11 protein-coding genes are annotated in these 12,895 nt (G+C 61.6%); 4 read left to right on the plus strand and 7 right to left on the minus strand.

Annotated elements, in window-relative coordinates; genetic code table 11:
* The 4 genes from larA to ilvD are packed head-to-tail and all read left to right on the plus strand — an operon-like array spanning nt 1 to nt 5,317.
* On the plus strand, nt 1–1,290 hold the full coding sequence (gene larA, locus ACHZBS_RS12550; protein WP_319406856.1) for a nickel-dependent lactate racemase: 1,290 nt from the start codon (nt 1–3) through the stop codon (nt 1,288–1,290).
* Complete coding sequence (locus tag ACHZBS_RS12555) at nt 1,287–2,546, plus strand: four-carbon acid sugar kinase family protein (RefSeq protein ID WP_319406857.1); 1,260 nt, start codon at nt 1,287–1,289, stop codon at nt 2,544–2,546. The genes larA and ACHZBS_RS12555 overlap by 4 nt, the downstream gene beginning before the upstream one ends.
* Nucleotides 2,547–2,558: 12 nt before the next feature.
* Nucleotides 2,559–3,590 (plus strand): 4-hydroxythreonine-4-phosphate dehydrogenase PdxA, encoded by a 1,032-nt coding sequence (gene pdxA / locus ACHZBS_RS12560; RefSeq protein ID WP_319406858.1) that lies wholly within the window; start codon nt 2,559–2,561, stop codon nt 3,588–3,590.
* A 53-nt stretch (nt 3,591–3,643) separates the two neighbouring features.
* A complete protein-coding gene (gene ilvD, locus ACHZBS_RS12565; RefSeq protein WP_319406859.1) occupies nt 3,644–5,317 on the plus strand; it encodes a dihydroxy-acid dehydratase in 1,674 nt (557 codons plus the stop codon).
* On the opposite strand, the gene ACHZBS_RS12570 is transcribed toward ilvD, so the two are convergent.
* From ACHZBS_RS12570 to ACHZBS_RS12600, 7 genes are read right to left on the minus strand one after another with little or no spacing between them, the layout of a single operon-like run.
* Nucleotides 5,295–6,314: an oligopeptide/dipeptide ABC transporter ATP-binding protein gene (locus ACHZBS_RS12570; protein WP_319406860.1), complete on the minus strand. Its 1,020-nt coding sequence runs from the start codon at nt 6,312–6,314 to the stop codon at nt 5,295–5,297. The two genes, ilvD and ACHZBS_RS12570, sit on opposite strands and share 23 nt — an antisense overlap.
* Nucleotides 6,311–7,303, minus strand: coding sequence for an ABC transporter ATP-binding protein (locus ACHZBS_RS12575; RefSeq protein WP_319406861.1), 993 nt, complete (start codon nt 7,301–7,303; stop codon nt 6,311–6,313). The genes ACHZBS_RS12570 and ACHZBS_RS12575 overlap by 4 nt, the downstream gene beginning before the upstream one ends.
* Nucleotides 7,300–8,583, minus strand: coding sequence for a M20/M25/M40 family metallo-hydrolase (locus ACHZBS_RS12580; protein ID WP_319406862.1), 1,284 nt, complete (start codon nt 8,581–8,583; stop codon nt 7,300–7,302). The genes ACHZBS_RS12575 and ACHZBS_RS12580 overlap by 4 nt, the downstream gene beginning before the upstream one ends.
* Nucleotides 8,584–9,399 carry an ABC transporter permease gene (locus ACHZBS_RS12585; protein ID WP_319406863.1) on the minus strand — a complete coding sequence of 272 codons (816 nt, stop codon included), beginning with the start codon at nt 9,397–9,399 and terminating at the stop codon, nt 8,584–8,586.
* A gap of 5 nt (nt 9,400–9,404) precedes the next feature.
* The gene (locus ACHZBS_RS12590) at nt 9,405–10,352 is read right to left on the minus strand and encodes an ABC transporter permease (protein WP_319406864.1); all 948 of its coding nucleotides are present in this window, start codon (nt 10,350–10,352) and stop codon (nt 9,405–9,407) included.
* Nucleotides 10,353–10,371: 19 nt separating this feature from the next.
* Nucleotides 10,372–11,871, minus strand: a complete 1,500-nt coding sequence (locus ACHZBS_RS12595) for an ABC transporter substrate-binding protein (protein ID WP_319406865.1) — start codon at nt 11,869–11,871, stop codon at nt 10,372–10,374.
* Between the two features lie 44 nt (nt 11,872–11,915).
* Nucleotides 11,916–12,893, minus strand: a complete 978-nt coding sequence (locus ACHZBS_RS12600) for a P1 family peptidase (RefSeq protein WP_319406866.1) — start codon at nt 12,891–12,893, stop codon at nt 11,916–11,918.
* Nucleotides 12,894–12,895 lie beyond the last annotated feature (2 nt).

The raw sequence follows: 12,895 nt of genomic DNA on the forward strand, positions 1-12,895 counted from the left end.
ATGGCAACGGTGACCATCCCTTTTGACGGCAACCCGGTAACCTTCAGGGTACCCGATCGGAATCTGATTGAAACACTTAGCCCCAGGCCGTCGACTCCCTTAAGTGATCTGGAACGCGCAATCGATGACGCCTTCGATGCGCCGATTGGTCAGGAGCCGCTGGAAAAATGGGTCAAACCGAATGACCGGATCATGATCGTCAGCGACGACAATACCCGCCTGACGCCGGCGGACCGAATCATACCGCCGCTGCTCGAGCGGCTGAATGCCGCCGGGATTCCGGACGACCGCATCGAATGCATCATGGCTCTGGGCACCCACCGTTATATGACGGAAGCCGAGATGGCGGCCAAGGTGGGTGAACGCGTCTACCGGCGGATCCGTGTCTTCAACCACGAATGGCGAGACCCCGACGCCCTGGTGGACCTGGGTGCTTCCAGCCAGGGAACCCCACTGCTGGTGAACCGGGCCGTGGCCGAAGCGGATATCGTGATTGGCCTGGGCGCGGTTGTTCCCCACCACATCCCGGGATTTTCAGGCTCCTCCAAGATCATCCAGCCGGGGGTTTGCGGTGCCCGGACCACAGCCGAAACCCACCTGCTCTCCTGCAGCAGCGGTGGCGACTCCTTGCTGGGTATCGTCGACAATCCGGTGCGCCGCGATATGGACGACATGGCCGACCGGGTAGGCATGCACACTATTTTTAATGTCGTCATGGACAGTCAAGGTGGCGTGGTGGGCGTCTTTTTCGGTGATATGCGCGCGGCATTCAAGGCCGGCGTCGAAATGGCCAAGGATATATACGGCGTGGCCTACCACGAAACGCCGGATATTGTTCTGGCCAACTCGTATCCCTGCGACCTGGATTTCTGGCAGTCCCACAAAGCCCAGTACCCTGCCCAGCGGATGGTTCGAGCGGGCGGGACCATCATCGTCTGCACGCCGGCACCCGAAGGGGTCAGCCCGGTGCATACCGACCTGTTGGATTTTACCGCCTGGTCATCCAAGGAAATCAAGACCGCCTATCGCGACGGTCGGATCAAAAACGGTGTGGCGGCAGCCCTGGCCATTGCCTGGGCCATGGTTAGAGAGAAGGCCTCGGTGATCATGGTCTCTCCCGGTATTTCCGCCGCAGACAAGGCTCGCCTGGGGCACACCCATGCCGACAGCATCGATGCGGCAGTCGAGGAAGCCCTGCGTCGGCAGGGTCCGGATGCGAGATTGAGTGTTTTGACACACGCACCGGACATGCTCCCCATTCCGGCCGTTGAAGCTCTCATTCAATCATGAACCGCGTCGTCCATATCGCCGTCATTGCGGATGACATTACCGGTGCGGCCGATACCGGAGCGCAGTTCTGCCCAGCCGTCGGTCCGGTCTACATGGCAGGTGCGGCTGATGGAGACCTGACCGCCGCTGCTGTTCATACGGCAGGGCTGGCCGTTTTTACCAATACACGCCACACCGAGGCGGCAAGGGCAGCTACAATTGTCGGCAGGGCGGCTGAAAAGATCCGCGGACTATTCCCGCGAATGGTTTATAAAAAAATTGATTCCTGCCTGCGGGGAAACCTGGGCGCGGAAATCGACTCCCTGCTTCAGGCAACCGGCGCAACCGCCAGTTTTGTGGCGCCGGCCTTTCCCCAACAGGGGCGTACCACCGTTAACGACCACCATCTGATCAATGGAGTACCGCTCGCCGAAACTGAAATCGGTCACGACCCTCTCTGTCCCGTCCGGGAATCGCGGCTCTCGGTTCTCCTGTCCGCCCAAAGCCGGATGCCGGTGGGGCATGTCGATCTGGCCTGCATTGAAAAAGGGCCTGCCGAACTGGCGGAACGGGTCCGAAGCTTGCTCAACGGCGGCTGCCGGAACATCGTCTTCGATGCCGAGCAAACGGTTCACCTGGATGCCGTCGCCAGCCTTGCCCGGGACCACTTTGAGAATATACTGCTGGCCGGGTCCGCCGGCCTGGCCGGCAGCCTGTCCCGAATGATGGCCGGAAATCTTCAGGCCCCGGCGGCTGCGGACCGGCCGAGGATCAAAAAATGGTTGTTTGTCTGCGGTTCGGCGTCACGGGTGCTGGCGGATCAGGTCGCGATGCTGGCCAGAACTACCGGCTGGGCCCACGTGGCCATGGATCCGCTGACACTGGCCTCCGGTGAAGGTTCAGTTTGCCGGGAACCGTTCGGTGCCGCATTGGTTGACGTATGGGCTGCCGGCAGCCTGATCCTGAGCATCCAACCGATCCAGAAAATGCAGCCAACCGAAAAGCCCGATCATGTGGTTCAGGGTTTGGCAAAGGTGGCGGCGGACCTGCTGACCGATCATTCCGTGGACGGGTTTTTCCTTAGCGGCGGCGATACGGCCGAAGCGTTCTGGCATCAGATCGGCGCTAATGGCCTGCTCATCCGGGAAGAAATACTGCCGGGCCTGATGCGCGGGGAGTTTGTCGGCGGCATGCGCCACGGGCTTCCCGTGATCACCAAGGCCGGCGCTTTCGGCAAAGTCGACACTCTGAAGCAACTTATCAACTCATTGAAATAGAGGTTTTTCATCATGAAGCAGACATCCACGCTTCCCCTGCTGGGCATCACCATGGGCGACCCCGGTGGCATCGGTCCGGAGATCTGTGCCAAAGCGCTCAGCGATGCGGGGATCTACAGCGTCTGCCGTCCAATTATTGTCGGAGATGCGGCTGTGATGGCCGACGCGGTCAAATTCTCCAACCTGAATCTGACGATCAATGCCTGCCGGCAGGTCACGGACGGCCGGTTCAGGCCGGGAACGCTTGACGTTCTGGACCTGATGAATATGCCGGTGGCCGACCTGCGGCACAAAAACGTTACCGCCGGGCAGGGAAAGGCCTCGTTCGAATACATCGACCGGGTCATCTCACTCGCCCTTGCCGGAGAGATTGACGGCACGGTGACCGGTCCGATCAATAAAGCCGCCATCAACGCCGCCGGGTTTCACTACGCCGGTCACACCGAGATTTACGGTGAAAAAACCGGTACGACCGATTTTGCCATGATGCTGGTCGATGGGAATTTCCGTGTGACGCACGTCTCCACGCATGTATCCCTGCGGGAAGCCTGTGAACGGGTCAAAAAGGAACGGGTCCTGAAAGTGATTCAGCTCACCCACAGCACCTTGAAGGGACTGGATATCCCCACGCCCCGGATTGCCGTTGCCGGCCTCAATCCCCATTGCGGCGAAGGCGGCCTGTTCGGCAATGAGGACGACACCGAAATCACGCCGGCGGTGGAGGCCGGTCGAGCCGCGGGGATCCGGGTGGAAGGACCCCTGCCGGCCGATACCGTTTTTTCCAAGATGAAAGGCGGCATGTATGATGCCGTGGTGGTCATGTACCACGATCAGGGCCATATCCCCGCCAAACTGGTCGGTTTTCAATATGACGACGGTACCGGAACATGGAGTCAAATGGCGGGCGTCAACGTGACCATCGGGCTCCCCATCGTTCGCACGTCGGTGGATCATGGCACGGCCTTCGACAAAGCCGGGGAAGGCCGTGCCACGCCCCAGTCCATGGTCGAAGCCATCAAGATGGCGGCCAAGCTTTCCCGGTGACGCCAACGCCCTGATTAAAACCGTTCATCCCCTATCGACGGGAGTTGATAAGCATGAAACTTCGCAGTCAGAAAATTCTCGAGCGGCCGGAGTGGAGCATTAACCGTGCCTACTATAAATCCATGGGTTACACCGACAGGGATCTGGAAAAACCCCTGATCGGAATTGCCAACGCCTGGAGCACCACCGTCCCCGGCCATTATAACCTTCGCCAGGTGTCTGCGGCGGTTCGGGAAGGGATCCGCGCGGCCGGCGGCACGCCGGTGGAATTCGGGGTCATCGGTGCCTGCGACGGCATTGCCGAGGGCCACGAAGGCATGCGCTACATCCTGCCCACCCGCGACATCATCGCCCACAGCATCGAACTGATGGTGCAGGCGCACCAGTACGACGGGCTGGTGCTGCTGGGATCCTGCGATAAAATCGTTCCCGGCATGCTCATGGCAGCTGCACGACTGGACCTGCCGGCCATCCTGGTCAACGGCGGCCCCATGATGGGCGGACCTCGGATTGATGGCCGCAAAGCGGACACCACCTCCATTATCGAAGGGGTCGGCCGGTTGAAAAAAGGCGAACTGTCGGCGGAAGCGCTGATCCGGATGGAGGATGCGTGCGCCCCTACCTGTGGTTCGTGTTCCTTTCTGGGGACCGCCAACACCATGTGCTGCATCGCCGAAGCCATCGGCATGTCCCTCACCGGCAGCGCCATGATTCCGGCTACCCATACCGGGCGGCTGCATGCGGCCCAGGACTCCGGCCGCGCCGTTGTCGATCTGGTTCGCACCGGTATCACCGCCCGGCGGATCATCACCCGCCAATCCCTGGAAAACGCCGTCCGTCTGACCTCCGCCATCGGCGGCTCCACCAACGCCGCCCTGCACATTCCCGCCATCGCCTATGAGGCCTGCGTGGCGTTCGACATCAAGATGTTTGACGATATCAGCCGCAGCACGCCCCTGATTGCCAAGATGAATCCTGCAGCTGCCTGCAATGTAATCGATTTTTTCGAGTCCGGAGGCGTACCCGTGGTGATGAATGAGATTGCCCCCCTGTTGCACCAGGAGGCAATGACCGTCACCGGCCGGACGATCGGTGAAAACATCCACGGCCATGTCTCACCCGACAATGCCGTAATAAAGACATTTGAGAAACCCTTCAGCACCAGCGGCGGGCTGGCGGTGCTGCACGGCAACCTGGCGCCGAATTCGGCGGTCACCAAGCCGGCAGCCATCCGCAGCGACATGTTAATCTTCAGCGGGCCGGCACGGGTTTTTGATTCCGAAGCCGAGGCCAATGCGGCTATCATGGCTGATGCGGTGCGACCCGGCGATGTGGTGGTAATCCGCTATGAGGGCCCCAAGGGCGGGCCGGGTATGCCCGAGATGTTCAAGGCCATGAAACTGCTGCACGGCCTGGGGCTCAGCGATAAGGTCGCCCTGGTGACCGATGGACGGTTTTCCGGGACCAACAACGGCTGCTTTATCGGCCATATCTCTCCCGAAGCCATGGAAGGGGGCCCTATTGCCCTGGTGACGGACGGGGATGTCATCGCCGTCGACATTCCCGGCAAACGACTGGACCTGAAGGTGCCGGAAGACGAACTCGCTCGCAGGCGTTCCCAATGGCAGGCGCCGGCCCCGCGGGTCACCTCGGGATATCTCTATCTTTACAGCCGGCTGGCCGAATCCGCTGATAAAGGCGCCATCATCCGGACCCGTGCCGATTGAGCGGCAGCCCTTGCTCCACGCCTTTGCCTCCATTGAACCAGCAGGCCACCTGGTGGTGCCTGCCCGCTTCGATCAGCGGCGGCCGCCGCTCGGGGCATGGATCGAATGCGTGGGGGCACCGGGGGTGATAGGGGCATCCGGGCGGCAGCGCGGCCGGGTCCGGGGGTTCGCCTTCCACCGGGACCGGCGGCAGGATCACCTGCGGGTCCGGTTGGGGCACGGCGGCCACCAGGGCCTGGGTGTAGGGATGCCTGCAGGCCCCATGGAACCCTTCGGAGCCGGCCGTCTCCACCAGTTGACCGGCGTACATGACGGCAATCCGGTTGCAAATGTGTTCCACTACACTGATGTCGTGGGAGATGAAGAGATAGGCCAGGCCGAACTGCTGTTGAAGATCCTTCATCAAATTGAGAATCTGGGCCTGGATGGAGACGTCCAGGGCGCTGACCGGCTCGTCGGCAACCACCAGTTCGGGCCTTACGCACAGCGCCCGGGCAATGCCGATGCGCTGGCGCTGGCCGCCCGAGAACTCGTGGGGGAAGCGATCCAGGTCGCTGGTCCGCAGGCCCACGGTGGCCAGCAATTCAGCAGCCAACGAACGTCGTTCACGTTTTGAAAGCGTGGCGCCGTTGAGAAGGGGTTCGGTGACACTGGCCGCCACGGTCATGCGCGGATCCAGGCTGGCGTAAGGATCCTGGAAGATGATCTGAATCCGCTTTCTCAGGGGTCGCATGGCCCGCCGATCCAGAGCACCGATCTCCCGGTCCCCGAATCGGATGGAACCGTCGGTAGGCCTCAGCAGCCTTGCCACCAGCCGGGCCAGCGTGCTTTTACCGCATCCCGATTCGCCCACCAGTCCCAGGCTTTCCCCCCGGCCGATGGAAAAACTGACGCCGTTGACCGCCTTCACCCATCCTATGGGGCGTGAAAAAAAACCGCTGCCCACAGGGAAGTGTTTGGTGAGATCCGTGACCTCAAGCAGGGGGGCGGGATTCATGGGTTGGCCTCTTGCTTGGAAGGGTCGTACAACCAGCAGCTCACCTGACGTTCCTGCCGAACCGTTTCCAGCACCGGGTCATCGCGCCGGCACCGGTCGAACGCCGACGGACAGCGCCCGGCAAAGGGGCAGCCGCTGATCGGATCTGTCGCGGCGGGAACGGTGCCGGGGATTTCATGCAGCCGCCCACGACCCGCTCCCAACCGCGGCATGGATTGGAGCAACCCCCGCGTGTAGGGGTGCAGGGGCTCGGCAAACAGGAGCCGCACACCGGCGCATTCCACCACCCGGCCGGCGTACATTACCGCCACCCGGCCGGCGGTCTGGGCGACCACCCCCAGGTCGTGGGTGATCAGCAGCATGGCGGTGTCCAGCTCGGTTTTCAATTCCGCCATCAGCGACAGGATTTGGCGCTGGAGGGTCACGTCAAGGGCCGTGGTGGGTTCGTCGGCAACCAGCAAACGGGGCCGGCAGATCATGGCCATGGCGATCATCACCCGCTGGCGCATGCCCCCGGACAGCTCGTGAGGGTATGCCCCCAGCCGGCTTGCCGCCGACGGGATACGCACCCGGTCCAGCCACCGGGCCGCCTTCTTCAGGGCCTCGGAGCGCGACATCCCCAGATGCGCCACCAGGGGTTCGGCCACCTGCCGGCCGATGGTGAGCACAGGGTTCAAGGCGGTCATGGGTTCCTGAAAGATCATGCCGATCTCGTGGCCCCGGATGCGGCGCAGGCTTTCGGGGTCGGCTTTAAGCAGGTCTCTGCCCTGAAAGCGGATCTCTCCCGCCACGATCCGGCCCGGCGGTGAGGGTACCAGACCCACCACGGCCAGGGTGGTGACGCTTTTCCCGCAGCCCGATTCGCCCACCAGTCCCAGGGTTTCACCTGGGGCGATGGACAGGTTGACGGATTCCACCGCCCGGCCGACTCCCTCGGGGGTGTGGAAGTGGACCGATAACCCCCGGATGTCCAGCAGCGCATCACTCACCGGGTGTCTCCGGCATAGAGGTAATGAAGGGCGGTGAGGGCATAGATGCGGGCCGTATCCACCAGCTGGTCCAAATCAACCCACTCGTCCGCCTGGTGGGGCACCTGGCGGTCCCCGGCACCCATGGTGACGATGGGAATATCTTTCAGTGCCCAGAGAAAGGTGCCGTCGGTTGCGCCGGGAACCCCTGCGAAGTCAGGCTTTTTCCCGCTGACCTGGCGGCTGGCCCAAACGGCCGACGCGATTACCGGCTCGTTTTCCTCGGTTCGGGTGCAGGGCCGGTCGGAAAGAAATTCAACCGCCACGTCCAGCTCCCAGGGGCGTTGGATACCGAGCCGTCGGTCGGTTTCCCGGTAGTGGTCGTTGACGTCCCTGACGGTCTGCTGCGCCAGGTCACCCAGCGCCTCCCGAATGGCATCGTGGCGCTGACCGGGAATGGTGCGTACGTCCACCAGGATTTCTGCTTCACCGGGCATTACGTTGAGCTGAGGCGGCCCCTGTGAGGGTGCCTGAACCACCGTGGGAGTGAAGCTGGGCCACCCCAGCAGGGGGTCTTGTCCAAAAGCCCTCACGGCCTCGGCTTCCAGTCCGGCCAACCCGTCGATGATGCGGGCCACGGCCGCTGCAGGGTTGATGCCGGACAGGGGCATGGCACCATGGCTCATGCGACCCTTTACGGCAAACCGTGCCCTCACCGCTCCCTTCTGGGCGATGCAGACCAGTCCGTCCTGGGGTTCGCAGATCACCGCGGCGGTCACCTGATCGGCATGGCCCTGCGCGATGAAATGCTGCACGCCGGTCATCATGCCCTCTTCGTCGCACAGGATTCCGCCTATCATGGATCCGGTCAAGGGGATGTCCGATGCCTTCAGGGCCGCCATGGCCACCAACATGGCGGCCAGGTTTCCTTTGGTATCGTTGGTGCCCCGGCCGAACATACGCCCCTTTTCGATTTTTGCGCCGAAGGGATCGTAGCGCCACCGGGTCAGGTCGCCGGGCGTGACCACATCCGTGTGTCCTTCGAACATCAAGGTTCGAGGTCCGGGGCCGAAAGCCCAACGGACAATCACATTGGGACGGTCCGGGGCCACGGCTTCCACGGACACGGAAAAGCCCCGGTCCTGAGCCCATCGGGCGGTCAAGGCAGCCGCTTCGGCTTCACTGGTGCCTGCTTTCGGATCCCACACCGAGTTGCATCTCACCAGGCGGGCCGTGAGATCGACCACCGCTTCCGGATCGATCTGTTCCAGGACTTTGTCCATCAATGTTTTGTCTATCATCTATCGCAACCTCGGATCCAGAATGTCCCGCAGCCCATCACCCAGCAGATTGAATCCCAACACCGTCCAGGCAATGGCCAGCCCGGGAAAAACAGCCATCCACGGGGCCAGTTCCATGAACGTCTGGGCTTCGTTGAGCATCCTTCCCCAGGAGGGATGCGGCGGCTGGGTGCCCAGCCCCAGGTAGCTCAGGCCGGCTTCGGCCAGAATCGCTACGGCGAACTGGACGGTGGCCTGAATGATCAGCGGCGAGAGAATGTTGGGCAGCACGTGGCGCCAGATGATGGCCACCTCCTCCTGCCCCGCCGCCCGGGCGGCGGAAATATAGTCCAACCCCTTTATGGTCAGGGCCGATGCCCGGGTGAGCCGGGCAAATACCGGAATATAAAAAATGCCGATGGCCAGCATGGCGTTGACCGCCGACGGCCCCATGACCGCCGTGATCAATATGGCCGACAGCACCGCCGGAAAGCCGAAGAGCAGGTCTGAAAAGCGCATGATGGTTTCATCCGCCAGCCGGCCGCCCCAGGCGCTGGTCAGTCCCAGGACGATTCCCGCTCCCATGCCGATAGCAACGGTCATCAATCCCACGATGATGGAATTCACCGCCCCGACCATTACCCGGGAGAGCAGGTCCCGGCCGTATTGATCCGTACCCAGGGGGTGGGCCAAGGAGGGCGCTTCAATGCGATGATGGGCGTCCATGGTGGTGGGGCGGTATGGCGTCCAGAACAGGCTGACCACGGCCATGGCCACCACCACTGCAGAGAGTGAAAGCCCTATAAAGAAGTTCAGGTTTTTAAAATAGCGACCCATGGCTATCAACCGTCCAGCCGGATTCTCGGGTCCACGACCGCGTATGAGAGGTCCACGAGAAAGTTGACGATCACTACGGCGGCCGCCATGAAGAGCACCACCTCCCGCACCACGGGTAGGTCCCGCTGGCCAATGGCCTGGAACACCAGCCGTCCCAAGCCCGGCAGGGTGAATACATTTTCGATGATGATGGCTCCGGCCAGCAGTTGGCCCATCTGCAGGCCGAAAATGGTCAGCACCGGGATCAGCGCATTTTTCAAGGCGTGGCCATACACCACGGTGCGTTCCTTCAGCCCCTTGGCGCGGGCCGTACGCACATAATCCTCCCGCAGCACCTCCAGCATGGAGGATCGGGTCAGCCGGGTGAGAATGGCCGCCCGAATCAGCCCAAGGGCCAGGGCCGGCAGGAACAAGGCCTTCAGGGAGCCCCAGATATCCTCTCCCCAGCCGGGAAATCCGCCGGCGGTAAACACTCCCCAGTGAACGGAAAAGAGCAGCATAAGCAGGATGCCCAGCCAGAACTCGGGAACCGCCAGCCCCACCTGCGTGCCGGCCATCACTGCCGCATCTCCGGGGCGATTCTGGTGGCGGGCGGCAAAAATACCCAGAGGAAGGGCCAGTGCTACGGCAATGGCCATGGCCATAAGCGCTAACGGGCCGGTTACTGCCAGGCGGGATCCGATAAGGTCGAACACCGCTGTATCATAAGTAATGGAGTGGCCTCCGGTGCCGTTCAGCAGACTGCCGATCCACCTGCCGTATTGGACCCAGAACGGTTGATCCAATCCCAGCCTCGCTCGAAGGGCCGCCAGGGTTTCCGGAGAAGCGTTGATCCCCAGGATGATCTGGGCCGGGTCGCCAGGCAGTACGAAAAGTACCGAGAAGACGGTGAGGGAAACCAGAAATAGCACTGCCGTCAGGCTGATTCCTTTTTTCAACAAATAAGCGGTCATCAGTGCCTGGTCGCCATGATTACGGCTTCCACCATACCGCGGTGCAATCCAGGGCAATGGTCGGGTAGTTTTCCCACCACCCCATGACGCCAGCCTTCATGACCGGCAGGCTGGGCGCTGAAAAAAGAAATCCGTTGACCGCGTCATCGGCGATGATCTCCTGGCAGCGGCCGAACCATTTGGCCTTGCCCGCTTCGTCCGGGGCCTTGAGGGCATTGGCATAAGCATCCCGGAATTCCTGGGAGTCATACTGAAAGTAGTAATCCGGTTTGGCATAGATGCCGATGTCCCAGGCCTCCACGTGGCCGATCATGGTTAACTGGTACTCTTTTTTCTTGAAGATCCGGTCGATCCACTGACCCCATTCCACGATTTCGATGGTCAGGTCGATGCCTACCTTGGACAGCATGTCGGCGATTACTTCACCGGCGCGTCTGGAGTAGGAGTAGATAGCCGGCAGCTTGATGGTGGCCGAAAAACCGTCTGGGTATCCGGCTTCCTTCAGCAGGGCCCTGGCCTTGTCCGGGTCGTAGGGAAAGCGGCCGGTGAGATCTTCGTAATAGGGGGTGGAGGGTGACCAGTGGGAACCGATGGGGGTTCCGTAGCCGAACATCACCAGATCCACCACCGCCTGGCGATCGATGGCATGGGCCATGGCCCGGCGAACCAGCAGGCTGTCGAAGGGTGCAGCCTTGTTGTTGGTGGACATAATCACCTCGCCGGTGGTGGTGCCGGCATATACTTTGAAGCGTTTGTCCTTTGCCAGCATCATGGCCGACTCCGGCGCGGCGATATAGCCGATCACATCAATATCGCCGGCCTTGAGCGCGGCGATCTGGGCGGCAGGATCGCCGATGAAACGGAAGGTCACCCGGTCCAGGTAAGGTAAAAAGGGGTTCCAATAGCCGTCGAAACGGGCCATCTCCACCCGGTCCCCCCTGACCCATTTGACGAACTTGAAGGGGCCGGTGCCAATGGGGTTGGATTTAGCATTCTCATACCCTTTCATCGGCAACATGACGGCATCCCCTTCGGCCATGTGGGCGATGAACAGGGCGTCAACGTCTTTAAGGCGGATGACTAATGTATGGTTATCCGGTGTGGCAATGCTCTCGATGCCATTGAAATATTCGGGATGGATGTTTCCATTTTCCGGTTTGGCGGCGCGTTCCAGGTTCCATTTGGCCACCGTTGCATTGAAGGTTTCCCCGTTGTGGAAGACCACGCCTTTTCTCAGGTTGAAGGTGTAGACCAGGCCATCGGCCGATAGGTTCCAGCCATTAGCCAGGCCGGGGAGAAAGCCACCCCCGCTGTCCACCTTCACCAGTCCTTCATAGATGTTGGCATACACCACGCGGTCAATGGCCGCCTCTGTACCGGCCGTGGGATCCAGTCCCGGCGGCTCCGCCGGTTGGCAGACCATCAAGGTGCCGCCCTTGACCGGTGTCTGGGAAAAAGCGGGAGTGCTTACGACAACCAGCAAGAGGACCACAAAAAAGGACCGGAAGGCATTGTTCATCTTTTCTCCTTTCAGCGATGATTGGTTGGAAAACGGTTTTTCCGTTATCGATGGTCAAGATCTCGATAGGCAGTCATGCCATAACCGCTTTTTGCATCGAGAATTCCTCGGATGATGGCTCGTGCCAGGCAGTCGGCAGCGGCATGACCGATAGTATTGACGGCTCGGGCGACCGGTGCCGAAAAAAAACCCGGGGTTTCCGGTAGAGGCCGTTGGCCGGTGGCGAGGCAATACACGATATCCCCGTCGAACATGGTATGGGCGGGACGGATGGCCCGGGCCATGCCGTCATGGGCCATCATGGCGATTTTTTTTGCCTGGGCCTTGGTGAGAGTTGCGTCGGTGGCCACAACGGCAAGGGTGGTGTTCTCACCCGGCGAACCGGTGGGTGGCTCGGGTAGTATTACCCGATGGCGGATATGCCCGGCAAATTCGTTTTCGATTTCAAGCCGGATTTCCCAAAAGGTTCCCGTGGCCGGATCGATGGTCGATCCCAGGGAGTTGATCGCCACCAGGGCCGCCACGGTAATGCCCGTATCCAGGACTATGCTGGCACTGCCCAGACCCCCCTTTATGCCGCCGGACATGGCGCCCGTACCGGCACCTACGCAACCTGTTTTTACCGGTCCCGGGCCGGCGGAGCGGCAAGCCAGGTCTCCCCAATGGCTGTCCACCGGCGGTCTGAATTCAGCGCTGCGGCCCAGGTCGTAGAGTACGGCCGACGGAACGATGGGGGCCACGTGGGTGGAATCCAGAGGGAAGCCGATCGACCTGGATTCCAGATGCCGCACCACACCGTCCGCCGCGGCCAATCCGTACACCGATCCGCCCGAAAGACAGATGGCCTGAACTTTTTCAACCAGATTTTCAGGGGCAAGCAGGTCGGTTTCCCGCGTGCCCGGTGCCGCCCCCCGAACATCGACGCCGCCCACCGCCCCTTCGGGACACATTACCACGGTCGTTCCGGAGGCTGCGCGTGTATCGGTATAGTGTCCCACCCAGATGCCGGGAACATCAGTCAACC

The organism is uncultured Desulfosarcina sp., assembly GCF_963664155.2.
Taxonomy (GTDB): Bacteria; Desulfobacterota; Desulfobacteria; order Desulfobacterales; family Desulfosarcinaceae; genus Desulfosarcina.